The sequence below is a fragment of the Methylomicrobium lacus genome (assembly GCF_041897535.1).
Lineage (GTDB): Bacteria > Pseudomonadota > Gammaproteobacteria > Methylococcales > Methylomonadaceae > Methylomicrobium > Methylomicrobium lacus_A.
Genome location: NZ_CP169217.1, coordinates 1,248,504 through 1,275,417, shown reverse-complemented (window position 1 = coordinate 1,275,417; position 26,914 = coordinate 1,248,504). Strand labels below are relative to the sequence as shown.

Sequence of the window (26,914 nt, the reverse complement as noted above, 5' to 3'; positions counted from 1 at the left end):
GTGCTTGGGAGTGGGTTAGCCTTTCGGCACGAAAAAGAACGGGCTGCCTTCATGGCCGGCATGCTGCAAGGCGGAATATTCCGGCGATTGCTGAAAACCGACCATCGATGCGGATTTTTTGACCCGTCCCGAAACGATGCGGAACAGCTCGTAATCGACCATCATGCCTTTGTTCGATTTCAGTGCGCCCAGCAGCGCCTTGGCGAAGACCGAGTGATTGCCGCCGCCGGAATCGAGCACCGGTTCCTCGCCGCCGGACGTCATCACCGTGCGCGCCTTGCGGTTCATCATGAACTTGAGCCATTTTTCGCGCTTGTCCTCCGGCATGTCCTTCGGCAGACGCACGATCGCGCCCTGCGTCATCGCGCCCGAATAGCAGGAGTCGGCGATCACCAGGATATGCTTGGCCGGGATCACATTCAGATATTTGGTCACATTGAAGCTGGACAGCCAGTTCGCGGTGTTGTTCGGTTCGGCGTCGGTCGGCAGCCAGTAGGCGCTTGCGTCGCTCTTGTCGATTTCGCCGTGGCCGGCGTAATAGATCAGCAAATTGTCCTGGTCGGTCAGGCTCTGGCGCAGGTCGTTGAACGCGGTCATGATCTGATGCCGGTTCGCGTTGATCAACAGTTTGGTCTTGAAGCCGTAGCGCGAGCGCAAGACTTCGTCCACCGCCTTGGCGTCATTCGCCGAGGTATTCAGGGTCGGCATGTTCGCATAGTTATTGTTGCCGATGATCAGCGCATAATATTTGCCGAAATTGATCGACGGGTAGTTGCTTGAAACCGCGGTTTCGGCCCCTTCGTCGAAGGTTTGCGCCGCAGCCTGGGTCGGGGCGAGCAGATTGAAGCTGATCAGGCTGCGCCGGTTTTGCTTGTCGGTCGCGACGATCTTGATCGCGGTCGAAGCCGAATCGATCGGGATGTCGGATTTGAAGACGCCGTCTTTGTCGGGCTGAACCGCCTGTTGATTGATCTTCAGGCTTTTGAGGTCGGCCGGCGAAGAAATCTTGCCGACGATCGCCTTGATCTTGGTTGCCGAACGCAGGCGGAAGCTCGGCGCGTTGCCCCGGGTCAGCTTGACCGGGGGGTCGAGAATTTCGATGCTCGGACCCGCTTGCGCGAGCGTCGTCGGCTCGGACAAATTGCGCTTTTCAGCCGCGATCGCGGTCTTCAGTTCCTTGATTTGTCCGCCCTGCGCGAGCAAGTGGCTCTTGGACTCCGACAATTTAGTGCGCAGCGTCTCAACGGCCAATTTTTCCTGCGTACTGCTTGCCTGTTTGGCCTTTTCCTCGATCGTGTTGACCTCCATGTTGATCTGCGCGGCATTGGCCTGATATTCGGTCTCGAGCGCTTTCAGGCGCGCTTCCATTTCGGCCAGTTTATCTTCGGAAGCCTGGGCTTGCGGTTCCTCGACGGCCTCGGCGGCTTCTTCCGCGACGGTGGCAGGCTTCGGCTCCTGGCGCGCAATCTTTTGCGTTTTCGGCCGGCTCTTGATTTGTCTCTCTTCGGCCTTCAACTGTTTTTCGAGTTGGGATACCTGCTGTTGCTGGTTTTTTAAAGTCGACTTCTTGGTTTCGACTTCCTGCTGCAACGATTGAATCAGCTCATCGTTGCGGTTGGCCTTGCCTTTTTCCTGCTGCAAGCGCTGGCGTGTTGCATCCAGTTGGCTTGCTATCGTCTGCGATTGCTGCTTTTGTTCGCTCAATTGCTGGCGGGTCGCGTCCAGCTGCGTGCGCAAAGTTTCCGCTTCCTCCTTGTAGCCTTGCGACTCCTCGCGCAGTTGCGTCAGCTGCTGCTGATAATTGGCCTCGATCACGGTCGAGAATTGCAGATCGGAGCCGGCCAGTCCCGATGCCTTGCGGTACCAGTTCAATGCGGTTGCCTTGTCCTGTTTGACGCCGAGGCCCTTCTCATAAAGGTAACCCAGGTTGATCTGCGCCTGCGAATTGCCTTTCTCGGCGGCCTTCAGGTACCATTCGGCGGCCAGCTTCGGATCGGCCATGCCGCCGAGCCCTTTTTCATAGATTTCGCCGACCTTGACCTGCGCTTCCGGATCGCCCTGCTGCGCCTGCGGCAGCCATATCTTCAAGGAAGATGCCGCATTCGCGCGGTCATAGGCGACATATTCGCCGCCGCGCGTTTCGCAGTCGCCGGCGGTGGTCTGTATCGGCCGCCGCGCGGTCAGGTACATCGCCTGCGCGCCGAGTTTCCTAACCTGGCCCGGCAACAGGCAGTCGACCACGAACAGCTTGTCGGTATCCTTGGGGTCGTAGCCCGCCGTCGCTTTCGCATCGTTCAGTTCCGAAACGCTGGTGGCCGCGCAGCCGACCAGCACCATCAGCGACGAGATCAGGCAAAAATTACGGATTTTCGCGGGCTTGGCAAATGATTTCATGGGTCTTGTTCCCGGTTAAATTTAGGAGCGTTGATGGCTTAGCCCACCTAACCGAGCATGTTAAACGTGCGATTCCGGAACGGCAAGTGAGCAATAAATTTATTTTGATTATACGGCGTAATGGATCGTAACAGCATGTTTGCTGCAGCCGCCAAGCGAAAAATGAGAACCCGCGCAGGAAATGCCGCGCGCGATGCGACGGCTTGCACGGGGCGCCTCTGCTCAATCGCACAATCCGGTGACTTTTATCATGAAAAAATTTGATGGTCCAGGGGGGCGGGCAAAAAGTCAAAGGAGCCGAAAGCAGGGTTTGAATAACCATTCTTTTTATAGGGGCTTGATGTTTTGTCCAAATCTTGGCATTGTAGCGGCCCGTTTCGATCAATCCTGACATCCGCATGTTTCAATCTCTTCTTTCGCTGATTCATCGCCTGCACGCAAAGCAGGTTCCTGCGACCGGCATCGGCCTGTTCCGGTTTTTTTACGGCTTGGTCACGCTGCAGGAAGTGCTGTATTTAATTTATTTCAATCATCTGATTTTCGACCCGATACCCTATATCGATGTCGAATTTCCGACGATCCCGTTCTTTCTGGGGCTGTGGGCCTTGGTCGCGTTTTTCGTCGTGATCGGCTACCGCTACCGGTTTTCGCTGCTGGCGAACTATGTGTTCTGGATCGTGTTCGTCAATTTCACGCCGATGCAGCGTGACTTCGATGGCGGTTTCGACATGTTCATGACCGGCGCCAATTTCTTCCTGCTGTTCATGCCGGGCGACCGCGCGTTTGCGATCGACGCGCTGCGCCGCAAGCTCAGCACGCCGTTCCGGCAATACCGCAGTTATCCGAAGCCGATGGTTTCGGCGCTGGCTTACACTCTGCCGGTCGCGATCTGCCTCGGTTTTCTGTATTTCGATTCGGCGATCCATAAACTGTTTGCCGAGCATTGGCGCAACGGCCTGGGTTCCTGGCTGCCTTCGACGCAGCCTTATTATGTGTCCGCGCTGGACATGTCGTTTTTGCTGAACCAGGAGGCGCTGGTCAAGACGATCGGCTATACGATCCTGGTTTTCCAGTTTACGTTTTTGTTCTTCTTCAACCGGAGCCGCTTGCGCCCGGTTTATCTGCTGATCGGCATCGGCCTGCACCTCGGCATCACGCTGTCGTTGAACATTTACCCGTTCGGGATGGGCATGCTGATCTTTTATACGCTGCTGGTGCCGTTCAGTTGGTGGCGCAGGATCGGCCGGATCGTGACGGACGGAGAGCCTCTGTTGACCGTGTTTTATGATCAGCTTTGCCCGCTCTGTAACCGGACCGTGCTGACCCTGAATCATTTCGACATTTTCCGTTGCATCGACTTCAAAGGCGCGCAGGACCATGCGGGACAGTACCCGGCGCTAAGCGCGTTGAGCCAGGAGGTGCTGTTGACCGACCTGTATGCGCTGGACCGGGAAAACCGGCTCTACGCCGGGCTGGACACCTATATCCAGATTCTGATCAAGATGCGTTATCTCAGTCCTCTGGGCTTGCTGCTGAAAATGCCGGGCATCTATCATCTGGCCGCGAAAAAATACCGGCAAATCGCCGACAATCGCGCGCGCGTGGCTTGTACCGCCGACTGCGTCAGCACGGAGCCTTTGCCGGATCTGACGTATTACCATCGCGTATTCGAGTTGTATGCCCAGCAAAAGCCGAAAGCCTTTGCGCGCAAGCTGGCGAAAATCCTGGTCGCGATCATCCTGCTGCAATTGAACAGCACGATTCATTACGGCATTCTGTACCGCTTCAAGTTGAACAAACCCGAGAGTCCGGCGTTGGCGGCCGTGATCAAGAGCAGCAACGAGCTGATCTCGGTGTCGCAGCTTTTTCTCGGCATCGCACCGCATGCGCTGTATCTGCATGACCATTTTGCCGGCTATGACCGGATCATCGGCATTACCTATACCGATACGGAAGGCCGCGAGCAATGGCTGCCGTTCGTGAACGAGCAGGGCAGGCTGCTGGCGCCTAACTGGGGGCGCGTGCATTCGATGTGGGCGAACATCGCGGTCACGCCGACAATCAACGAGACGCGGCTGAAGAAATTCATCATGAAAGTGACCGCGTTTTGGGGGCAAAAAATCGGTTTGCGGCTCGATCAGACGGTCTTCCATCTGAAGCTCAAAAAAATCGAATCGCCGACAGAGTGGGTCGATGACCAGCTGCATAAGAATTTCGCCTCGCCGTGGCAGGAGATCGGCACCGCGATATGGCGGGATGGATCAATCAGTATAGAATTGCCAAGCAACATCAACGAGCTGTAATGCGGCTAGCGCCAAGGCCTATTTTTTATTGCCTGATCGCCGATGGCATGGTATAAATTAGCGGTGCTTTTATGGGCGCACACATAAAAATAATTTAAACGTTTTTGGAGGATATTATGAAAAAAGTTCTTTCAGTTTTCGCTCTGGCTCTGATGATTGTTGGCCTGACTGGTTGCTTGGACCCGCAAGACGGTGAAAAGCAAAGACCAAGCTCTGCGTCTAGCGTTGCTCTCTAATTATTGAGCGAACGGTCGGTTTGTTTTATTGCATCAAATAGTAAGTCGTGATATAAAATGCGCGTGCTCACAAGAGCACTCCACTATAAAAATAATTTAACCCCTTTTGGAGGATATTATTATGAAGAAAGTTTTAGCACTTCTGGCTCTGACTCTGACTATCGTTGGTTTGACTGGCTGCTTGGATCCGCAAGACGGCGAAAAGCAAAGACCAAGCTCTTCAACTTCAGTAGGCTTGTAATAAATATCAGCTCAGTAGTTTTGTAATAAAACTGACCGGATATACCAAAAAACCCAGCTCAACGGCTGGGTTTTTTGCGTTTGGGGGAAAGGAAAAATGCTCCAGCTGATTGAGCAAAGCGCCGTCCTGAGCCCGTCGAAGGGTCGAAGCGAGTTGTTGGCTTCGGCTCCCTTCAGCCAGAGATAACTGTTTCTATCCTCTCTGTTGCAGCCGCAACGAATTCAACACCACCGAAATCGAACTGAACGCCATCGTCGCCGAGGCGATCATCGGGTTCAGCTTGCCGAGCGCGGCCAGCGGAATCGCGACGGTATTGTAGCCGAGCGCCCAGAACAGGTTCTGTTTGATGACGCGCAGGGTGTCGCCGCTCAACTCCATCGCTTCGGCAACCTTGCCGATATCCCCGCTGACCAGAATCAGGTCCGCCGTTTCGATCGCGACATCGGTGCCGGTGCCGATCGCGAAGCTGACGTCGGCGGCGGCGATCGCGGGCGCGTCGTTGATGCCGTCGCCGATCATGCCGACCTTCGCGCCCTGGCTTTGCAATTCGCGGACGATCTCGAGCTTGCGTTCCGGCCGGGCATGGGCGATCACTTTTTCTATGCCGACCTGACGGGCGATATAGCGGGCGGTCTGCTCGGTGTCGCCGGTGACCATCATCGGCTCGATGCCGAGTTTGCGCAGCCGCTCGATCGCTTCTCCGGCATTTTCGCGCGGCCGGTCGGCGATGCCGAACAGCGCGGCGGCGCTGCCGTCCACGCCGAGATAAACGGGAGTCTTGCCCTGCCCGGAGAGTGTGGCTTCCTGCACTGTCCAGTCGCTCAGATCGATGCCCGATTCTTCGAGCCAGCGGCGGTTGCCGAGCATCACCTTGCTGCCGTCGATCAGGCCATGGACGCCGTGCCCCGGAATGCTCGCGAATTCATTCACCTGTAGGGACGTAACCTGACGGGCATGCGCGTAAGCGACGATCGTTTTGGCGAGGAAATGTTCGGAGCCCGATTCCGCGGCGGCTGCGAGGGCGAGAATCCTGTCTTCGGATAAGCCGGGAGTCGCGATGAAGTCGGTGACCTCCGGCTTGCCTTCGGTGATCGTGCCGGTCTTGTCGAACACGATCGTGGTCAGTTTCGATGCCAACTCCAGGCTTTCGCCGTTCCTTATATAGATGCCGCGCCGCGCCGATTCGCCGGTGCCGACCATGATCGCCATCGGCGTCGCGAGTCCGAGCGAGCAGGGGCAGGCAATCAGCATGACCGCGACCGCATTGCTGAAGGCGGCCGGAAAACGGGCGCCGAGCGTCATCCAGGACAGAAAGGTCAGCGTCGATGCCGCCATCACCGACGGTACGAAGACGGCCGAAATGCGGTCGACCGATTTCTGGATCGGCAATTTCGACGACTGCGCCTGATCGACCATATGAATGATGTTGGCGAGCACGGTGTCGGGTCCGACCGCATTGACCTCGATTTTGAGCAAGCCGTTGCCGTTGATGCAGCCGCCCACGATCGCATCGCCGGCCTGTTTGACGATCGGCAGGCTTTCGCCGGTAACCATCGACTCGTCTACGTTCGAGAAGCCTTCGATCACGGTGCCGTCGGTCGGAATGCGCTCGCCGGGACGCACCAGCAGGATGTCGCCGACCCGAACCTCGGCCAGCGGGACCATCCTTTCGACGTCGTCCTTCAGCAGCGTCGCGTTTTGCGGTTGCAGATTGACCAGCGCACGGATCGCCTCATGCGCCTTGCCTTTGGCTTTTTCTTCCAGATAGCGGCCCAGCAGCACGAAGGTCAGAATGCCGGTCGCGGAGTCGAAATACAGGTCGGAGCGCCCCTTCAGCAAGGACGCCACGCTATAGCCGTAAGCCGAGCCGACGCCGACCGCGATCAGGGTGTCCATGTTGGTCGCGCCTTGTTTGGCGAGTTTGTACGCCTTGCTGAAGAAGGGCCGACCGGCCCACAGCACGATCGGCATCGCCAGGAGATGCTGCGACCAGTGCCAGAATCGCGATGCCGGCGCCAGCATGCCGATCGCCATCACCGGCAGGCTCAGCGCCCCGGCCAGGATCGCGCGGCGGCGGGCGGTTTGCAGGTGCTTTTTCTCGCGTTCGACCAGCAGTTTGCGCTGTGCGAGCGAGTCGAAGGACTGGGCGCGGTAGCCCATCCGGTTGATCAGGCCGCACACGGCGTCCTGACTGATATGGCCGGTCACCGCGGCGGTTTCGCTGGCGAAATTGACATTGGCCGAGGCAATGCGCGGGTCGCGGCCGAGCAGCATTTCGATCAGCAGCGCGCAGGAGGCGCAGGTCATGCCGTCCACGTTCAGGTGGTGTTCGAGCGGCTTGCCGGTCTCGGCGGGCGCAGGGTCCGACGCGGTTTCGTACAGCGCGAGGGGCTTTTTTTTGCCGAGATTGCCGAGCAGCGTATCCAGCAGCGTCAGCAAACGGGGCTTCGGCAGTTTTTCGGGATCGAAATGGATCGCCACCGAGGCGATCTCGGGAACGGTTTTGACCTTGACGATGCCGTCGCGCTTTTGCAGCAGAATTTCGAGGATATAGGCGCGTTCGACATCCCTCCGCAGCACCGGGGCGATCACGCGAATCCGCCGCTTGAGCTGATGAACGACTTTGCCGTGAGCGAGTTTTTCGTGGGGTGTAAGCATCTGTTGGGTGTCCATCATTGTCGTTTGTCGATGCGGCGCTTCGCGTCTCCTCTCGTTCCCGCGCGCCGCGTGGGAATGCCGTCACGACGCGCTTGCGTCGCGAAACGGGACGCCGGCGCGTCCACCCCTGGATTCCCACGTGGCACCTGGGAACCAGAAAAAGTGCTTAGTGCAAACTCTTCGGAGTCTCCGGTTCTTCCGGGGTTTCTTCGATCAGGTTTTGCAAGTGATCCTTTTGCCGCAACACGAAATCCCGGCTTTCTTCGAGTGTTGTGCGGGATGCCGAGACGATCTCCCTGCGGTATTTGTGTACGAAATAACCGGCAACGACACCCAGACCGAACATGATGACCGGCTTTCGGGTCGCCGCGACGACGATGCCGCGGCCGGCATGAATGATTGTCGATACCACGATGCTGGTTGTCAGGCCTCTGGCGATCATGTCGGCCTGCCGCGTCGGGTTTGTGGCAGTGTCCGATTTTGATTTGGCGATGTTGTTTTTCTCGCTTTGGGTTAAGTGATTCATCATATTCCTCAAAAATGACAAGGGATTAGTTAAAGCATTTCGAACTGAGATGTCAATAGCTATGCAATTTCCTTACCAATTCGCTGCTGTGGCGTATCGGTTCGGGGTGTCGGCGTTGCCGGTAAACTCCGGTAACAGTGCGTCATCTCATCGTGCTGAAAATGCAGAGTCAGCATGCAAATTCCAAGTCGTGTGACGGCGATTCGGCGCAAACGTTCCATTGCGCCGGTATCAAAAGGTATGCTGAAATAGGCTTTATGCCTGACTCTTCATAATCACTGATCAATAACGGGATATAGCCGGTGACCATCAAACCCAACGCCGATTCAAGCCAAACCGTTTCAAGACCGGGCCGCTTCGGCAAAGCCCTGAAAAGAATCGCCGCCGTCACGCTGGCGCTGCTGGGCATCGGGTTCATCCTCTGGCTCGACAGCTGGTTCATGGACCATGCCGAGATGCCGAAGCTCGGCCGCGACATCGGCTATGGCTTGCTGATGCTGATCGGGTTTTTGACCAGCTTCCATTGCGTCGGCATGTGCGGTCCGTTGATTCTGGGCTATACCGCAAAAACCGCCGCCAAGGGGCATAAATCCTACGGCACGCACCTCTTGTACGGGATCGGCAAGACGCTGTCCTACACCACGATCGGGGCGCTGTTCGGCGCCTTCGGCGCGATCGTGGCGTTTACGCCGTTCACGCAGGGCGTGGTCGGCGTTGCGGCGGGTGTTTTTCTGATCCTGTTCGGCCTGCACATGCTCGAAGTGTTTCCGGCCTTGAGCCATTTTCAGATCAAGCCGCCGGCGTTTTTGATGCGTTTCGTCGGCAAGGAATACCGTAAGCACAGCAATCCGTTCGTGATTGGCCTGTTGAACGGGCTGATGATCATTTGCGGGCCGTTGCAGGCGATGTATGTGATGGCCGCCGGTACCGGCAGTTGGTCGGAAGGCGCGACGATTCTGTTTTTTTTCGGCATCGGCACCTTGCCGTTGCTGATGGGCTTCGGCTTCCTGACCAGCCTGTTGTCGGCGAATCTGACGCCGAAAATAGTGAGGGCGTCGGGGGTGATCGTGATCATGCTGGGCGCGATCATGCTGAACCGGGGCCTTGCGGTCACCGGCACCGGGATCGATTTCAACACGCTGGTCGCGCGCGCGGCGCAGAAGCTGGCGCCGGTCGCCTCCGAAACCCAGGTTTCCGCGACCGAACAGACGATCACGATGGACGTGCTGAGCACCGGTTTTTCGCCGAACCGTTTTACGCTGCGCAAGGGCATTCCGGTCAAATGGGTGATCAACGGGGAAGAGCTGAACGAATGCAACAAGGAGATCATCGTGCCTCAATACGATCTGAAGATCAAACTCAAACCGGGCAAACAGGTGATCGAATTCACGCCGCCGGAAGCCGGCGTGGTGCCCTGGAGCTGCTGGATGGGCATGATGCCGGGGACCTTCATCGTCGTGGAGGCGACGCCCGCGCCGAAACCGCATGCTACGGCAGGCGCCGAGCCGGAAACGCCGACAGCGGCATCCGAATATGAACGTCTGATTCAGGAGTTCAAACGTTTGTGGCGCCGATTGCTGGGGTATTTTGAGAATCGGTAGCCGCTGTCAATTGGCGTTATTCAGAGAAAGCTGTCGGTCAAAATCGTTAATCCCTTATTAATAGCGGTATTGAAGCGATTGGGCGCGCGGCTTTCGCTTTTTAAGCTTCGATTTATATTCCTTTGCTAGGCTGGGCGCTGATGATTTTTGCCGAAAAATGAACCTATATGCATCAGGTCGGCATATACGGGAGCCATGAGTTGCAGACACACTGGTGGCACAAGGCATTGAACTCGCAAAGGCGCGGTGGTTAATCTGATCCGGCATAACCACCCTAACGTTATCAAATCCAATCACGATAGGTGAAAAATGAAGAGACGATATTTGTCATTGGCTATGGTGGCGATGGCTTGGTTCGGCCATTCCGCGACGGCTTCCACGGCTTATGGCGACCTGAATAATTTTGATGTGGTCAACGACACGAATCAGCCTGGCCACGGTTTTGAAATAGAATTGGACGGCGTTCATAGCCAGGATATCACCTATACCTATGATTGGAATCATTACGGGGCGCCCGTGATTCGGGAGGATGTGGACCCCAGCGGGAATCCGCGGGTGTTTGTGCGTTATGAAAGTAAAAAGGATGCGAGTGGCGCATTCCTGGCATATACCGCTGTCCCCGCCGCGCCTTTGGCGCCGACGGACGGTCACATGTGCACCAATCCTGCGGTTAACGAAGGCTGCGAGCATTTCGGCGTGGGTTACTACGGAGTTCCTACCGCGGTTCGCTATAACTGGCTTATCGAGGACCCGGCAAACCCCGGATCGTTAATTCACGGTCCGGCAGTGAATGTCGCCACGCCGAGTTGGGTTTATAATCCGCCGGCCAACGGCCAACCCGCGCAGGTCGTCGCCGCGATTCAGGCGCCGCCACCGCCAGCCCCGGAAGTCGCGCCTCCGGTTCCGCCACAGTTTGGCGAGGCCGTTTGGGCCAAAGAAATCAAAACGTCGTCAAAAAACAACCAGGCTGTTGCGCTGAAGGATCTGGTTTCCGATGATCCGAATGCTCCCGATGACAAAAACTGGCTGAACGATAAGCCCGGCGATGGCATCGATGTGATGCCCGAGGTCGAAATGGAGTGGCGGATGATGCAAACCGAGTTCGCCAAACTGAATGATCCTAAAAAACCGGGCGGCGCGAACGGCCAATTGGTCGCGGCAGCCGAAGATTTCCCGGAGGGCGACGAAGTGGTGACCCGGCGTTACGAGTTTTATAAATATGCCGGGAGCGATGCAACCTTCGATGTCGAATCCGGAGAAGCCATGTGCGACAAGGTCGGCGCCGATGGCCTGCATGGCGACGGCATCGTAAACGTCACCCGTAACGATCCTGCACGTCCGGGCGAAGTGACCAGCGTGCCTGTCGATTGCTCCTTGGAAATCGTGGTGGGCGACTATATCGGCGCGCAAATGGCCGGATTTGATGCCGAAGCGGGCTTAGGCGTCATCGACAATCTTCAGGAGGGTGAAATCAATCAGCCTTACCCACAGCGGACTGTTGTGGTGGGCGGCAATTCGCCTTACAGTATCGATGTGACTGCCGGCGCATTGCCAGCGGGCATGACATTCGAACAGGATGCCAACGGCAAGCACACCGGCGTGTTGCAGGGAACGCCGACGGCGGCGGGCAGCTTTGCATTCAGCATAGCCGTGACCGACGCGGCCAATGCGGCGGTCAACAAGGCTTTTGTGCTGAATGTGATCGATCCGAATCATGCCAATCCGCAAAGCTATTCGCTGACGGTCGCCAAACAAGGCAGTGGCTCCGGTTCCGTGTCGGGCAATGGCATCGATTGCGGTCAGACCTGCGCCATTGATCTGCCGGCCGGTACCGCGGTTTCGCTTTCCGCAACGGCGGATACCGGCAGTGTGTTTGACGGTTGGAGCGGCGCCTGCACGGGAACAGACACTTGTAACGTGACCATGGACAGCGCCAAAACCGTGACCGCGAGTTTTGCTGTCGCGCCTAAGGCCTACACGCTGTCGGTCACGGTGAGCGGTGCCGGCCGAGTAGTCAGCAAACCTGGCGGAGTCAGTTGCCGCAAAGGAACCTGCAGCAAGTCCTTCAAGACCGGTAAAACCGTAACCCTGACCGCCAAGCCGTCCAGAAAGCATGCGTTTAAGAACTGGTCCGGCAGTGTTTGCGAAGGTTCGACTTCGACGAAATGCAGTGTGCCGGTGACCCAGAATCAAAGCGTTACCGCCGTGTTTAACTGACAGCCGTCAAACAGACGCCTCTTGTCTTTCAAGAGGCGTTTTTTTTGCTTGTTGTCGGGTGTCACGCTGATAAAAAAATAATCTCCCGATACGGTTTTACCGATTATGAGGCTGCTCACGAACGGCATCGATTGCGGTCAAAAAAGGCTGATCGGGCTTAGTCTGAGGGGGCAACTTAGGTTTTGCGTTATCTATGTTGTGTCAAATCACACACTTTTTATGTGTTAAAAGACAATGTTTAATTAATATCTCCGCCTGAATGGCGCTGCTGCCAGAGAATATCAATGACTTATTAAGATTGGCATAAATCATGCCGCCTATTTGTCAGGAACTCAATCATTTGTGTATGACAAAGTCATGATATTCATTTTTACAAACCTCATGGAAATTATGGATAATGAACTCCTAATATGGGGATGGCCGGCCGACAGGATGGTATCAAGAGTCGCATTCCGTGATTTTCCGAAGTAAAAAGAACTTTGACCTCAGCCGCCGTGATCATTCAGCCATGCGCAATTCCACGCTATTTTTTTACTGTTTGAGCGCCGAGGTTATCGTTCTGAGCCTGCTCCTCGTGCATGCGTCGATTCGCGAAGGCGCCGAGCAAGACAGCCTCGGCGAAAAATCCGCGCTGGTCAAACGGCTGGGACTGACCGACTTGTGCCTGTTTACCGAGGCGCGCTACACGCGGCATCTGTCCCAGGCCGATTTGAACACCCCGTTTCAGGACCATCCGCTGTCCCTCGAACATTTCCCTTCCGGTTCCTTCACCCAGCCGCCGACAGGAGTCACGCTAAGCCGATGAATGCATGGATTGAAAAGCAACGCTACATCATCGATTTCACGATTTCCTCGCTGCTGCGCCGGAAAGTGAAAAACCTCGGCTTGCTGGCCTTGTACACGCTGATCGTGTTCATTCTGGCCTCGACGATGTTCTTTACCTATTCGATCAAGAAGGAAGCCTCGCTGATCCTGAAAGGCTCGCCGGAAATCGTCGTGCAAAAAATCCTCGCCGGCCGGCACGATCTGTTTCCGGTCGGCTATATCGACACGATCAGACAGATTCGCGGCGTCGCCGGGGTCGAAAGCCGTTTGTGGGGTTATTACTACGACAGCCTGGTCGGCGCGAACTACACGCTGTTGACGCCGCCCAAAACGGAAGCGGGAGAGTCCCGCGCGAAAACGGCAACCGTCGAAGGCGAGGCGGGTGATCCGGATGCGGCCGCTGCGACGAAGCCCTTGTTCGAATGGAACGGCGCGAAGCTGGAGCCCGGCACCTTGATCATCGGCAACGGCATCGCGCGCCTGCGCAATATCACCCAGGGCGATTACCTGCCGTTTCGCGCCTTCGACGGCAAGATCATGAACCTCCGCATCGCCGGCACCCTGTCTTCGCGATCCGAACTGGTGTCTTCCGACCTGATGCTGATTACCGAAGACGATTTCCGGAAACTGTTCGGCATCGACAAGCAGCACGTGACCGATGTGATCGTGACGGTCAAAAACCCGAGCGAAGTCGCCACGGTCGCGTCGAAGATCAAGAAGCGCCTGATCGACTCGCGTCCGATCATCCGCGACGAGATTCTGCGCACCTACGATTCGATCTTCAACTGGCGGGGCGGCATGATGATCGTGGTGTTCTCGGCGGCGGTGCTCGCTTTCGTGATCTTTGCCTGGGACAAGGCCTCCGGCCTCAGCGCGGGCGAGCGGCGCGAGATCGGCATCCTGAAGGCGGTCGGCTGGGAAACGTCCGATGTGATTTTGATGAAGTTCTGGGAAGGCGCGATCGTGTCGCTGAGCGCGTTTTTCGGCGGCGTGATCCTCGCCTATGTGCACGTATTTTTCACCGGCTCGCTGGTTTTCGAACCGGCCTTGAAAGGCTGGTCGAGCCTGTATCCGAATTTCGACCTGACGCCGTTCATCAACGCGGAGCAGCTGACCACGCTGTTTTTCCTGACCGTCGTTCCCTACACCGTCGCGACGATCGTGCCGATCTGGCGCGCCGCGACGATCGACCCCGATACCGCGATGCGGCATACCGGAGAATAAGCCATGATCGAACTGGTCAATGTCAAAAAAGTGTTCAACGCCGGCAATCCGAGCGAATTTTCGGCGCTGAACAGCGTGACTCTGAATATTGCGGAGAATCATGTGACCGTGCTGAAGGGGCCGAGCGGCTCCGGCAAGACCACGCTACTCAGCATCGTCGGCTGCATGAGCCGGCCGTCCGCGGGACGGGTCAAATTGAACGGGCGCGAGATCACCAGTCTGCCCGAACGCTTCCTGACCGACATTCGCCGCAAGACCTTCGGCTTCATCTTTCAGCAGCCGAACCTGATCAAGGGCATCTCGGTGCTCGAAAACGTGATGCTGCCGGCCTATCCGCTCGGCGAGAAGCGCGCGCAGCTGCGCGCGAAGGCGCTGCATGGCTTGAACGAACTGAACCTGTCGAGCAAGGCGAACGCGAAGGTCGAATGGCTGTCCGGCGGCGAGGCGCAGCGGGTTTCGATCGTGCGCGCGCTGATCAACGATCCCGGCATCATCATCGCCGACGAGCCGACCGCGCATCTCGACACCAAGCTGTCGTACCGCTTCATGGAAATCATCGAAAAATTCAAGGCGGAAGGCAAGACGGTGATCATCACCAGCCATGACCCGTTGGTCTATGAGGCGGCGATGGTGGACCGCGTCGTCAATCTGCGCGACGGCAGGATCGAGGACATGCCGGCGTGATCCTGCATCCGACCGTGATCGCGAACCTGTTGGCGTCCTACGTCGGCAGTTTCATGGTGGTTTACGCGGCCTACTTTGGCGTGCAGATCATCCGGCATTGGGACATTCAAAGCGGCGATGAATTGCAGCTGACGCTCGAACGCAAGACCTATCTGATTTCGACGCTGTTGGGTTTCGTCTTCGCGCTGCAACTGTTGTCGCTGTTCCTGTTCGTGTTCACGGCCGACACGCTCTGCCCCTTGTTCGTCGGCGCGATGTGCGCGGCCGGCACCTTGAACGTGAATGCGTTCGGCTACCCGGTCCTGGTGTTGAAGATCGTCAACTTCATCCTGGCCGGCCTCTGGTTGGTCTTCAATCATGCCGACAACCAGGGCTACGACTATCCCTTGATCAAAAAGAAATACGGGCTATTGGTGGTCATCGCGCCGATCATCGTGGTCGAGATGCTGGTCGAAAGCGCCTATTTTCTGGACATGAAGGCGGATGTGATCACCTCCTGCTGCGGCAGCCTGTTCAGTTCGGAGAGGGCCGGGGGGCTCGGCTCCGAAATCGCCTCCCTGCCGGCCCGGCCGATGATGTGGGTTTTTTACGGCACGATGCTGTGTACCTTGATCGGCGGTCTCTTTTTCTATCGGCGAGGGAAGGGTGGCTATCTCTATGCCGGGCTAAGTCTGATCGCGTTCATTATTGCGCTGGTTTCGATCGTTTCGTTCATCTCTCTCTACATCTACGAGCTGCCGACCCATCACTGTCCGTTCTGCATCATTATGGAAGACTATCACTACATCGGTTATCTGCTTTACCTGCTGCTGTTCGGCGCGGTCGTCTCGGGTATCGGCGCGGGCGTGCTGACGGCTTTTATCGAGGTCGAGAGCCTGAAGCGCGTGCTCGGCGCTTACATATCCCGGCTGACCTTGGCCTCGGCCCTTTTGTACGCGGCGTTTACCGCCCTGGTCACTTATCGAATCCTTGTTTCCAATCTGTTCATGTAAAGATGTCTATGCGCGCCTTGTTCCAATCCGCCCGTCTCCCGGCCCTGATTTTTCTGCTCTGCTTTGCCGGCGCCAGCCAAGGCGGCGACGGCGAGGTTACGATCAAAAAGACCGACCGCTGCCCGGTCTGCGGCATGTTCGTTTACAAATACCCGAAATGGGTCGCGCGTATCGTGTTCCAAAGCGGCGATGCCTTTTTCTATGACGGCGCCAAGGACATGTTCAAGTATGTTTTCGATATCGCGAAATACACTCCCGGCCAATCGGCGGAAAAAATCCAGAGCATTTTCGTGACCGATTATTACGAGGTCGAGCTGATCGATGCGAAAACCGCGTTTTATGTGATCGGCTCCGACGTGTTGGGGCCGATGGGGCATGAACTCCTGCCGTTCAAGGATCAGGAGGCGGCGCAGGAATTTCTGGAAGACCATAAAGGCAAAACGATCCTGCGCTTTCAGGACGTGACGCCGGCCGTGATCGAATCGCTGGATCGCCGCTCATGAAAGTCAAGCCTTGGCTGTTGTTGGTCTTCGTTGTCGCCGCCTTGCTGTGCGCTTGCAGCAAGAAAACCGGCTTGCAGATCGGCGATACGGTGCCGACAATCACGCTGACCGACTTGCGGGGCGGGCCGTTCACCTTGCCGAGCGATGTGCGCGGCAAAGTCGTGCTGATCCGTTTCTGGGCGATCGATTGCGGCTTTTGCGAGAAGGAAAAATTATTCACGCTCGAAAGGTTCTATCAAAAATACAAAGACCGGAGTTTCCTGCCGGTCGCGGTCAATGTCGGCCCGGTCGAAAAAAACGACGCACGTTTCGAACAATTCAGGCAGCTGACTTATCCCCTGTTGGTCGATCAATACGGCGCGGCGGCCAAACAATTCGGCGTCAAATTCCTGCCGGCCACTCTTGTGATCGACGAGGAAGGCGTATTGCGCGGCAAGATCAGCGGCGAAGCCGAACCGGACGCCTACGAAATGCTTTTTACCACAGTCCTGAACAAGGGAGGCTTTTATGAAAACGGTCACTAAGATTGCGTTCATGCTGGTATTTTTCCAGTTTAACTTAATGCCGGATTTGGTATCAGCCGAGGAGACGAAGAAACGTGAAAGCTGCCGTGTTTGCGGCATGTACATCGACCAGTATCAAAAGAGTGCCGCGGAATTAGCCCTTAAGGACGGCACCATGGAGCATACCTGTGGCGTCGCCTGTATGTTGCGCGAGGTCGAGGACGCCGGGGGCATCTCCGCGTTCAAATCGGTCAATGTGCATGACTGGGTCTCCGGCAAGCTGGTCGACGCGGAAGAGGCGACCTATGTGCTCGGCAGCCAGGTGATCCCTGACATGGTGCCGAACTACATCGCCTTTGCGAGAAGGGACGAAGCCGAGGCTTTCGCGGCCAAGGAAGGCGGCGAAGTGATCGATTTCGCTATCGCTTACCAGGACATCTCGCCGGTCGGCACGACCGCGCCGTTCCGGATCCGTACCGCGGTGACGCCGGGCAAGGGCAACTTCAGCGTCGGCATGGTTTACGGCTATACCGAGAAGGACCGGGTTAAGATCGGCTCAGCCAGCAGCAAGAAGCCGGGGGATTTCATCGGCGCGAACAAGGCGCAACCGCGCGCGCCGAGCAAGCTCGAAGGCCATCAACAGGCGCTGATCATGAACTATTCGCCGACCGATGATCTGGCGCTGTTTCTCAATGTGCCCTGGTTGGAGCGGAGAACCCACACCTTGACGCAAACGACAACGCCGGCCGGTTCGACATTCGGCGAAACGATAGGCAATGAAAACGGCATCGGCGACATCACGCTGGAGGGGCGTTACAACGTCTGGCGCAGCACGCGGTGGGACAAATTTGTCAGCGTGCTGCTCGGCACGACCTTGCCGACCGGCCAGTTCAGCGCAACGCGGGCGCTCGATCCGATTAGTGGAAAACAGCTGGTCACGACCGGCCCCGCCCTGCAACTGGGCAAGGATACCGCGACCTTTACCGGCGGCCTGTTGTACTCGCAGCGCTGGAAAGACTTCTGGTTGCACACGTCCGCGCTCTATACGGCCAACCCCAAAAACGACGATAACTACGCCTTCGGCGATGTGGCTACGGTCGGTTTGGCGTTACACTATACGCCAAACTATGATCTGATGTTCGGCGTGGAAGTGGACGCAAGTTACACCGAGAAAAGCATCGATAATGGGGTCAGGATCGGTAATACCGGCGGCACCTCCACCAATCTGGCGTTTGTCGGCGACTGGCGCTTCCTGAACGCCTTCGGCGGCAATTTCAAATTGCGCGGTTCGGTCGGTTTACCTATCTATGAAGATCTGAATTCGAAGGATGTCGTCAATCCGAGAGGACAACCTTTTCGGCAGGTGCAATTGGGTGACGGCTTCTTCGCGAACCTGGCGGTCCAATGGACTTTCCGTAGCGCGCCGGATTATTGATACTTCCTCAAGCCTCGTTCCCCAGGCAGTAGCGCCGGCGGGACGAAAATGAACCTGAACCATGCGAAAACTGCCGATTTCAATTTTGCTTTTCTGCGTGCTTTTCTGGCCTATAAGCCTGGTTTTCGCGGCCGATGAGGCGGAATTGCTCGATCCCGAGGCGGCTTTTGAATTGACGTATGCGGTCAAAGATTCCGGGACGCTGAGGTTTTCCTGGTCCATTGCCGAGGGCTATTATCTCTATCGGCATAAATTCAAATTTGCCTCGGAAACCCCGGGCATTGAGTCGGGAGCCCCGATTTTACCGAAGGGCGAGGTCAAGCAGGATAAATTTCTCGGCAACGTCGAGATCCTCCGCGGCAACGTGACGGCCGAATTGCCGCTTCGGCGCCTGGACCCCAAGGCCAAACGGGTCGTGATCGATCTGAGCTATCAGGGCTGCGCCGAAAACCGCGTCTGTTATCTGCCGGTTCACAAAACCGTGGCGTTCGATCTGCCGGAGGCCCACGATGCCGCGGCGGGCGGCATCCTGCCGCCTGTTGCCGCGGAGCCGGAGCGGATCGCATCAGTGCTGGCGGGGCATTCGCTCGGCCTGATCCTGCTGAGTTTTCTCGGTTTCGGCCTGCTGCTGGCGTTTACGCCCTGTGTTTTTCCGATGATTCCGATCATCTCCGGCATCGTGATCGGCGACGGCGCAGAACTGACCACGCGACGGGCCTTCGGCCTGTCGCTCAGCTATGTGCTCGCCTCCGCGCTGACCTATACCGTTTTCGGGATTTTGGCCGCGCTGTTCGGACAGAATCTGCAAGCCTTGTTCCAGCAGCCCTGGGTGCTGATCGGCGCGAGCGGACTGTTCGTGCTGTTGGCGCTGTCGATGTTCGGCCTGTTCACGCTACAGATGCCCGCCTTCATCCAGTCCCGGATTTCCTCGATCAGCTCCCGGCAGCGGCGCGGCAACTGGCTGGGAGCTGCGATGATGGGGATGCTGTCGGCGCTGACGATCGGCCCGTGCGTGACCGCGCCGTTGGCCGGCGCGTTGATCTATATCGGCCAGTCTGGCGATGCGCTGCTCGGCGGTCTGGCGCTGTTTGCCTTGGGTTTGGGCATGGGGTTGCCGCTGCTCCTCATCGGTACCTCGGCCGGCCGCTTGATGCCGCGGGCCGGCGCCTGGCTGCATGTCACCAAGACGGTCTTCGGCGTGGGGCTGCTGGCCGTCGCGATCTGGCTGCTGGGGCGCATTTTGCCGCCTTCGGTGATGCTGCTGCTGTGGGGTTTGCTGCTGACCGTGCCGCTCTTGTATCTGGGTTCCCAAAAACTCTGGAAGGTCACCGGGATGATCGTCTTCATCTATGGCCTGTTGCTGCTGATTGGGGTGGCGACCCGTCCGCAGCGCGATTATCTGGAAGTGTTATGCACGGCGGCGGTTGCCTGCCAGGCCGAGCCGCTGGCCTTTCAACACGTCGAGACCGCGGCCGAATTGCAACAAAAGCTGGCCGAGGCAGGGCAGAAAGGCCAATGGCTGATGCTTGATTTCCATGCCGACTGGTGTGTATCCTGTCTCGAGATGCAGAACCTGACCTTTGCCGATCCCAGTGTGCGGACCGCATTGTCGGCATTGGTGCTGGTGCAGGCCGATGTAACGGAGGGCGGGGCTGAAGCGCGGGCGCTGCTCAGGCGCTTTCAGCTGGTCGGGCCGCCCGCCATCCTGTTTTTCGGGCCGGATCAGCGGGAACAAAAATCGTTCCGGATCGTCGGCACTATGGACGGCGAGGCCTTTCTGACGCATATCGAAAGGCTTACCACGACAGAAACATGCTGCCATTAAGTTAAGCCCTTCCTCGTAAAACTTAAGCGTAGGCTGAGCGAAGCCGAAGCCAACAAATCGCTTCGACTTCGCTCAGCGAACGGCTTGACTTAATGGCAAAGACGCATCAGCTTGCAAAAATCTATATTATTTGATACCAGGAAACACACGGAAACTGCATGCAAAACGAGCAAAACCAAACAGAGAGCCTGACTGAAGAAGATTTCGGCACCAAAACCGGCGCCTTGGTCAAACTGGGGCTGATCACGGTCGGCACCCAGATCGCCACGGAGGTGATTCATCGTGTCGCGCGCTATCCGCTGGTAGTATTCGGTCTCGGCGTGGCCGCGGGCGTGTATGCGCACAAGGAGCGCAAGAAGATCATCCGCACGGCCCGGCAGCTACAGCACCAGGGGAAAAACCTGTTGCCTTTCCAATCCGGCGATAAATGAGGCGCGCTTTTTTTCAAAATGCCGAGATAACCGGTTTGTTCTAAACTTTCAGCCAGTAACCCACCCCGGATTCGGTCAATAGATATTTTGGCTGGGCCGGGTCGGCTTCGAGTTTATGCCGGAGCTGGCTCATGTAAATCCGCAGATAATGCGGACTTTCGATACTGTTCGGCCCCCAGACTTCTTTTAAAATCTGCCGATGCGTCAATATCTTGCCGGCATGTTTGACCAGCACCGCCAGCAGCCGGTATTGGATCGGCGTCAGGTGGATTTCCTGGCCGTCGTTGTAAACCCGGCGGTTGATCAAATCGACATGGAGATTGCCGGTCACGAACATTCCAAGTTCGGTTTGTTCGGGAGGGATTGCGGCATGGCGCAGCGCCACGCGGATACGGGCCAAGAGTTCACCGAGACCGAAGGGTTTGGTCAGGTAGTCGTCCGCGCCGGCATCGAGCGCTTCGATCTTGTGCGCTTCGGCACTGCGCGCCGACAGCACGATGATCGGTATTTCGGACCAGGTGCGGACCGCCTTGACAACGTCCACGCCGTTCATGTCCGGCAGCCCCAGATCGAGTATGATCAGATCGGCCTTGCGGATGTTCGTCTCGATCACCCCCTGCTTTCCGGTCGCCGCTTCGAACACTTCAAAACCGTGCGTGTCGAGCGCGGTGCGCAAAAAACGGCGGATCGGCGGGTCGTCCTCGATCACGATGATTTTGGGTTTTAGTGCGGTCATTTTTGATTAAGACTCAGAGCAAACATTCAGTCTTCCTGTGCGACGGCCGGGGGCTGATGTTCGATCGGCAAGTTGAACGAAAAGATGGCGCCGCCGCCGGCACGGTTATGGGCGCGGATCGAGCCGCCATGCACCGCGACGATCGCACGGCAAATCGCAAGGCCTAAACCGACGCCGCTTTGTGCGGTTTCATTACGGATTCGGTAGAATTTTTCGAACAGACGGTTTTCGAGTCCCTCCGGAATCCCCGGTCCGCGGTCGGCGAGCGAAATTTCGACCCCATCGGCGGACATTTCGGCCGCAATTTCCAAAGGGCTGCCGGCTGGCGTATAGCGTAACGCGTTCTCCAAAAGATTCGTCAACACCTGTTCGATCATCACCGCATCGGCATAAATCATCGGAATACCGGGCGGCAAAGTCACCTTGACCTGACGGTCGTTGGTCCGTTTGTCGAAACGGGTCAACACGGTGCCGATAATCTCTTCCAGGGGATACCATTCCTTGTGCAACTGAATCGTGCCGGCATCGAGTCGCGCCATGTCGAGTATATTGCTAACCAGATTCGACATGCGCCTCGCTTCGTCGTAAATCGCGCGGCTCACTTCGATCTTGTCTTCGGCTTTCAAGCTGCCGTCATCTTCCGCGAGAATGCTCGCGGAGCCGACGATCGTGGCCAAGGGCGTGCGGAGGTCATGCGAGATCGAACTGAGCAGCGAGTTGCGGAGGCCTTCCGTTTCGATTTGCAACTGCACGATTTTCGCCTGTTCGGCCAGCCTTAAACGGGTTACCGCCTGCGCGATCAGCCGCAAAAACGTATCGAGCAGTTTTTGCTGCTCGGGCAGAAATACCCGCCGCAGATTGACCGGCTCCAGCGCCAGCACGCCGAGCACTGTGCTGCCGTCATCGATCGGAAAATAGATCGCCTTTGCGCCGGGCAAGGTCGTCGTACCTTGTCCGGCCATTTCGTTATGATCGAAGACCCATTGCGCGACGCTGAGATCGGCGCCCGGGAGCGATTCAGGCATGCTCAGCTCAGTCGGATAGATCATGCGTCCGCTCTCATCCGGAAACAGTATCACGTTTCGGCTGCCGAATTCGGCATGAATGTGACGCACTGCGGTGCGTACGATCTCCGTCTCGCTCTCCGCCGCCGCCAGATCCTTGCTCATTGCATACAGCACCGAAGCCCGCCGCTCACGGTGCGCGGCGACTTTGGCCTGGGAGCGGACATTTGCGGTCAGATTGCTGATCAGCATTGCAACGATCAGCATCGCGCTGAGCGTGACCAGATATTGGGTATCCGAGACCGCAAAGCTGTGAAAAGGGGTCACGAAGAAAAAATCGAACACCAGGACGCCGAGGATCGACGCAAGCACCGACGGCCCTCGGCCGAAGCGCGTTGCGATCAGCGCGACGCCGAGCAGGAAAATCATCGCCAGGTTCGATTGCTCGAAGCGCCCGTGCATCAGCCGGGCGAGCGCCGCACTGATCAAGGTCACGCCGACCGCCCAATAATAGCCGAGATAATAGCCTTTTTTGCGGGATTTCGAACGTTGCAGCAAACCCGGCAACACATCTCTGCGGCGCGCGGCCAGTAGCGGAGCATCTTCTTCCCTTGGTTTTTGCGGGCTGCCGAGCAAATAAATATTGATGTTGTGCGCTTCGCCGATCAAGGTGTCGACGACCGAGCCCAGCACAAAGCGCCGCCAGCCGCGGCGGGACGGTTTGCCCATCATGATCTTGGTCACATTTCTGTCGCTGGAGAATTTGATGATCGCTTCGCTCATGTTCGGCGAACTCAGCGTTGCGGTTTCCGCGCCAAGCTGTTCCGCGGTGCGTAAAACACGCAGCACCGCATCGCGCTTTTCGGCCGGCATGCGCTGCAATTCGGGGGTTTCGACATAAACCACGATCCAGTCGGCGCGCAGGCTGACCGCAAAGCGCTTGCCGGCCCTGACCAGGCGTTCGGCCAGCGCATTCGGACCGATGCAGACCAGAATCCGTTCGCTAACCTGCCAGACCTCGCGAATCGCATTGTCTTCGCGGTAATCGAGCATCTGCGCATCGACCCGGTGCGCGGTCTGCCGAAGCGCCAATTCTCTGAGCGCGATCAGATTGCCTTTGCGGAAAAAGTTTCGGATCGCTTCCTGTGCCTGCTGCGGCAGATAAACCTTGCCCTCCCTGAGCCGCAGCAGCAGTTCGTCGGGCGGCAGATCGACCAGTTCGACCTCGTCCGCCGCCTCGAAGACGGTATCCGGCACCGTTTCCCATATCCTTATGCCGGCAATCTGGCCGACATCGTCGCACAGGCTTTCGAGATGCTGCACGTTCAACGCGGTATAAACGTCGATGCCGGCATCGAGCAATTCCTCGATGTCCTGCCAGCGTTTCGGATGGCGCGAACCGGGGGCATTCGTATGCGCGAGTTCATCGACCAGAATGATCGAAGGCCGCCGCTTCAAGGCCATATCCAGATCGAATTCGCACAGCACGGTGCCGCGGTAATCGATTTGTTTGGCCGGCAAGACTTCCAGGCCTTCCAGCAAGGCCCTGGTTTCCGCGCGGCCGTGGGTTTCGACCAGCCCCACGACCACATCGAGGTTTTCCGCTCGCCTTTCGCGCGCCGCCAGAAGCATCGCATAGGTCTTGCCTACGCCCGCCGCGGCGCCGAAAAAGATTTTCAGCCGCCCGCGCCGGGCTTTCGCCTGTTCCCGCGCGACGCGGGCCAGGAGTTCATCGGGATCGGGGCGTTCGATGCTGGACATCCGTGGACCTCACAGCCAGCCGATGCTTTTGAGGCGGCGATGCAGCCAAATACAGCCGATGATCACGCTAAAGAGCGTTGCCGGGTAGGCATAGCGCCAGTCGAGTTCCGGCATATGCTTGAAATTCATCCCGTATAGGCTGAACACCATCGTCGGGACCGCCAAAATCGCGCCCCAGCCGGCCAGCCGTTTGACGACTTCGTTCTGGCGCACCGTCGCCATCGTCAAATGCACCTGCATCGCATCGTTCAGCATTTCGCGCATGCCGTCGACGGCCTGGTGGATGCGCTGCGCGTGATCGTGCACGTCGCGGAAGTAAAAGCGCGTCTCTTTCGGAATGATGTGCGTATGAAAACGCATCAGTTCGCTGCAGATGTCAAGCCACGGCATCGTCGCACTTTGCAGTAGCAGCAAATCGCGCTTCAGGTCGTAAAGTTGTGCGAACGTTTCGCTGCGGAAATCCTTGTCGAAAATATCCGCTTCGAGTCGTTCGAGCCGCTGCCCCAAGCCCTCGGCAACCGGCAGATAATGATCGACGATGAAGTCCATCAGCACGTACAGCGCAAAACCGGGACCCTTGGCCAACTGCTCCGGCATGTTCTCGCAGCGCTCGCGTACTTTCGTATAACTCAAGGACGATGAATGCCGCACAGAAACCAAAAAACGCGCGCCGACGAAGAAGTGGGTTTCGCCGAATGAAACGCGCTGGTCTTCGGTCAGTTGCGCGGTTTGCAATACCAGGAACAGAGAGTCGCCGTATTCTTCCAGTTTCGGCCGTTGATGCGCCGAACAGGCGTCTTCGATGGCCAGTTCATGCAAACCGAACTCTTGCTGGATTTTTGCCAGCAAGACCTTATCGGCTTCGCGCAGCCCGAGCCAGACGAAGGTTCCCTCTTCGGCCAGCACGTCGCTGATCGCCTCCACCGTGATCGCGCCTATGCGTTTGCCGTGCCTGTAGGCGACACAGTTCATCACCATCGCAGGATCGATGGATTGCTCCGGAAACGCAAAATTCAATTGCGGGTTTTCCATATCTCAGTCTGAAGCCTCATTCATAATTTTTACGACTGATGTATTCACGCCGTGCCCTGAGGAAGGGATTAGGCTACTCTTATTTTGGCCGATTTGAACTGTTGCGCCGTATTTATTCAATCCCCTTTTTTGAACGGGGCAGTGAATAATTACCCTGAGGTTGGACTGTCTCCTTGAAGGCGGCGAGGATCTCCTGGCATTGTGAAGCAATCAACCTTTTTTTTCCCAGGGAGAGTTCCGCCGACTTGATATTCGTATTCAGCCGGGACAGCCTTAAAACCTCCCGGGTTAAATCCATAAATCGACCGTATGCAGCCTCCGCGGCCTTCAGGTCTTGATCATCGCTGAGGCCTTCAATGCCACGAAGAGACCCAAGAGCCTTCCTGGCCGATTCGTCATAAGATTGAATGCGTTGCTCGATTTGATCCATCACGTGATCGTCCGCCTCTTCAATATGCGGCTTGTGAAGAGCGAAGACGTTCAGGCTGGCCGTGAGCGCTTCATATGAGAGCATGATGGCCTCGTTACACTGGCTGCCGCGTGTGTTTCGGTGGATGAGGCGGTTCAAGCTCTCTTCAAAACGCTGCATTTCTTCAGCGCATTGGGTCGCGGAGATCTTCTGGGCCTTGAAATTGGTGTTCTGAGTTGCAAGATCCAGAATCGTTTCGTCTAATTTCTTATATTGCGACCAGCAGGCACTGAACTCATTGATCATCCCTGTCTCGCGCGGAAGTTTCTCTCGATAAATGATGGATTCGATTTCCTTCCGGCTGTTTTCTACGCGGTCGGCAGCCTGGCGAGCTTGGGCGGCGAAGTCTTCCGATGTTTCATCGTTAATGGCCAATACGGCGTTCTTCTCGGCCTCAACGGCTTCGAGAAGATGAATCTTCATCGCCGATAACAAATTAACCTTCATAAACTGCGTCTCGAATGGATTAGCCCCTTCCCGATAAACAGAGACAAAGAGGGTAAATGCCGCCAGGACCGCAAAAGTCAGTATCCAGGGCAAGAAATCATATAATCTTCTTTTGGTCTTTTGTTCCATACTTCAGCCTCCTCTCGCCTTTGTTTAAGTTCGCTCTATCAATCGTTTTTGAAGAGAGCCTTTTGGACGGAATAGCCTTCCACAATAAAATCAGCACTGCCGCCAGCAGAGGCGCAAAATTTCATCACGAAATCTGCTTTCTACTGCATGGCGTCCAATGCCAGATTTAATGCCAGGACGTTAACCCTGGGTTCTCCTAAAAAGCCCCAATGCCTGCCCTCGGTATGCCTCTGCACCATTTCTTGAAGCTTTTGTGGATCGACATGGCGAGCATTGGCGATACGATTGATTTGGAATTCCGCGGCCGCCGGACTGATATGCGGGTCCAATCCGCTGCCGGACGCGGTGACCAGATCGACCGGAACCGGGGTTTTATTCTGAGAATCGCCCGCCTGCAAGGCATCGATCCGGTGTTTAACGGCATCCGCCAGCGCCGGATTCGTCGGGCCTAAATTGGAGCCGCTGGATGCTCCCGCGTTATAGGGGTAGGGTGAAGTGGCCGAAGGCCGGCCCCAAAAGTAGCCCTTGCCGCTGAACGGCTGGCCGATCAACGCCGAGCCCACCGCCTTGTCTTGCTTATCCCGCAGGATGCTGCCGTTGGCCTGGTTGGGGAAAAGCACTTGTGCAAGCCCTGTCACCAGAGCCGGATAAATAACACCGGTCAGCAGGGTCCAGATCAGTAACATCGTAACCGCCGGTTTGATAAGTTTAATCATGTCTAACACCATATTGGAGTGA

At 56.9% G+C, this 26,914-nt stretch carries 20 protein-coding genes; 12 read left to right on the top strand and 8 right to left on the bottom strand.

Annotated features, from left to right (window positions below; genetic code table 11):
- Nucleotides 1-15: 15 nt before the first annotated feature.
- Nucleotides 16-2,394, bottom strand: a complete 2,379-nt coding sequence (locus ACEPPP_RS05585; protein ID WP_374090053.1) for a caspase family protein — start codon at nucleotides 2,392-2,394, stop codon at nucleotides 16-18.
- A 398-nt stretch (nucleotides 2,395-2,792) separates the two neighbouring features.
- Here ACEPPP_RS05585 and ACEPPP_RS05580 point away from each other — a divergent pair, with 398 nt between their 5' ends.
- Entirely contained in the window at nucleotides 2,793-4,697 is a 1,905-nt protein-coding gene (locus ACEPPP_RS05580) for a DCC1-like thiol-disulfide oxidoreductase family protein (protein ID WP_374090052.1), read from the top strand.
- Between the two features lie 669 nt (nucleotides 4,698-5,366).
- On the opposite strand, the gene ACEPPP_RS05575 is transcribed toward ACEPPP_RS05580, so the two are convergent.
- A complete protein-coding gene (locus ACEPPP_RS05575; protein ID WP_374090051.1) occupies nucleotides 5,367-7,832 on the bottom strand; it encodes a heavy metal translocating P-type ATPase in 2,466 nt (821 codons plus the stop codon).
- Between the two features lie 166 nt (nucleotides 7,833-7,998).
- Nucleotides 7,999-8,361 carry a hypothetical protein gene (locus ACEPPP_RS05570; RefSeq protein WP_374090050.1) on the bottom strand — a complete coding sequence of 121 codons (363 nt, stop codon included), beginning with the start codon at nucleotides 8,359-8,361 and terminating at the stop codon, nucleotides 7,999-8,001.
- A gap of 299 nt (nucleotides 8,362-8,660) precedes the next feature.
- Here ACEPPP_RS05570 and ACEPPP_RS05565 point away from each other — a divergent pair, with 299 nt between their 5' ends.
- The 11 genes from ACEPPP_RS05565 to ACEPPP_RS05515 all read left to right on the top strand — a co-directional run bounded on the left by ACEPPP_RS05565 (nucleotide 8,661) and on the right by ACEPPP_RS05515 (nucleotide 20,598).
- Entirely contained in the window at nucleotides 8,661-9,959 is a 1,299-nt protein-coding gene (locus ACEPPP_RS05565; RefSeq protein ID WP_374090049.1) for a sulfite exporter TauE/SafE family protein, read from the top strand.
- Between the two features lie 309 nt (nucleotides 9,960-10,268).
- A complete protein-coding gene (locus tag ACEPPP_RS05560; RefSeq protein WP_374090048.1) occupies nucleotides 10,269-12,176 on the top strand; it encodes a putative Ig domain-containing protein in 1,908 nt (635 codons plus the stop codon).
- A gap of 508 nt (nucleotides 12,177-12,684) precedes the next feature.
- Entirely contained in the window at nucleotides 12,685-12,981 is a 297-nt protein-coding gene (locus ACEPPP_RS05555) for a hypothetical protein (RefSeq protein WP_374090047.1), read from the top strand.
- The gene (locus ACEPPP_RS05550; RefSeq protein ID WP_374090046.1) at nucleotides 12,978-14,225 is read left to right on the top strand and encodes an ABC transporter permease; all 1,248 of its coding nucleotides are present in this window, start codon (nucleotides 12,978-12,980) and stop codon (nucleotides 14,223-14,225) included. The genes ACEPPP_RS05555 and ACEPPP_RS05550 overlap by 4 nt, the downstream gene beginning before the upstream one ends.
- Nucleotides 14,226-14,228: 3 nt before the next feature.
- On the top strand, nucleotides 14,229-14,909 hold the full coding sequence (locus ACEPPP_RS05545) for an ABC transporter ATP-binding protein (RefSeq protein WP_374090045.1): 681 nt from the start codon (nucleotides 14,229-14,231) through the stop codon (nucleotides 14,907-14,909).
- Nucleotides 14,906-15,901 (top strand): hypothetical protein, encoded by a 996-nt coding sequence (locus ACEPPP_RS05540; protein ID WP_374090044.1) that lies wholly within the window; start codon nucleotides 14,906-14,908, stop codon nucleotides 15,899-15,901. The genes ACEPPP_RS05545 and ACEPPP_RS05540 overlap by 4 nt, the downstream gene beginning before the upstream one ends.
- A gap of 8 nt (nucleotides 15,902-15,909) precedes the next feature.
- Nucleotides 15,910-16,404, top strand: coding sequence for a nitrous oxide reductase accessory protein NosL (locus tag ACEPPP_RS05535; protein WP_374090043.1), 495 nt, complete (start codon nucleotides 15,910-15,912; stop codon nucleotides 16,402-16,404).
- Entirely contained in the window at nucleotides 16,401-16,928 is a 528-nt protein-coding gene (locus tag ACEPPP_RS05530; RefSeq protein WP_374090042.1) for a TlpA family protein disulfide reductase, read from the top strand. Before ACEPPP_RS05535 ends, ACEPPP_RS05530 begins: the two co-directional genes overlap by 4 nt.
- A complete protein-coding gene (locus tag ACEPPP_RS05525) occupies nucleotides 16,912-18,342 on the top strand; it encodes a nitrous oxide reductase accessory protein NosL (protein WP_374090041.1) in 1,431 nt (476 codons plus the stop codon). The genes ACEPPP_RS05530 and ACEPPP_RS05525 overlap by 17 nt, the downstream gene beginning before the upstream one ends.
- Nucleotides 18,343-18,403: 61 nt before the next feature.
- Nucleotides 18,404-20,167: a protein-disulfide reductase DsbD gene (gene dsbD, locus ACEPPP_RS05520; RefSeq protein ID WP_374090040.1), complete on the top strand. Its 1,764-nt coding sequence runs from the start codon at nucleotides 18,404-18,406 to the stop codon at nucleotides 20,165-20,167.
- Between the two features lie 158 nt (nucleotides 20,168-20,325).
- Nucleotides 20,326-20,598: a hypothetical protein gene (locus ACEPPP_RS05515; RefSeq protein ID WP_374090039.1), complete on the top strand. Its 273-nt coding sequence runs from the start codon at nucleotides 20,326-20,328 to the stop codon at nucleotides 20,596-20,598.
- Between the two features lie 40 nt (nucleotides 20,599-20,638).
- Here ACEPPP_RS05515 and ACEPPP_RS05510 read toward each other — a convergent pair whose 3' ends face one another.
- The 5 genes from ACEPPP_RS05510 to kdpC all read right to left on the bottom strand — a co-directional run bounded on the left by ACEPPP_RS05510 (nucleotide 20,639) and on the right by kdpC (nucleotide 26,892).
- Nucleotides 20,639-21,334, bottom strand: a complete 696-nt coding sequence (locus tag ACEPPP_RS05510) for a response regulator (RefSeq protein ID WP_374090038.1) — start codon at nucleotides 21,332-21,334, stop codon at nucleotides 20,639-20,641.
- Between the two features lie 26 nt (nucleotides 21,335-21,360).
- Complete coding sequence (locus ACEPPP_RS05505; protein WP_374090037.1) at nucleotides 21,361-24,099, bottom strand: DUF4118 domain-containing protein; 2,739 nt, start codon at nucleotides 24,097-24,099, stop codon at nucleotides 21,361-21,363.
- A 9-nt stretch (nucleotides 24,100-24,108) separates the two neighbouring features.
- Nucleotides 24,109-25,131, bottom strand: coding sequence for a magnesium and cobalt transport protein CorA (locus ACEPPP_RS05500; RefSeq protein WP_374090036.1), 1,023 nt, complete (start codon nucleotides 25,129-25,131; stop codon nucleotides 24,109-24,111).
- A 112-nt stretch (nucleotides 25,132-25,243) separates the two neighbouring features.
- Nucleotides 25,244-26,176: a hypothetical protein gene (locus tag ACEPPP_RS05495; RefSeq protein WP_374090035.1), complete on the bottom strand. Its 933-nt coding sequence runs from the start codon at nucleotides 26,174-26,176 to the stop codon at nucleotides 25,244-25,246.
- A 140-nt stretch (nucleotides 26,177-26,316) separates the two neighbouring features.
- A complete protein-coding gene (kdpC, locus tag ACEPPP_RS05490) occupies nucleotides 26,317-26,892 on the bottom strand; it encodes a potassium-transporting ATPase subunit KdpC (RefSeq protein WP_374090034.1) in 576 nt (191 codons plus the stop codon).
- Between the last annotated feature and the right edge of the window lie 22 nt (nucleotides 26,893-26,914).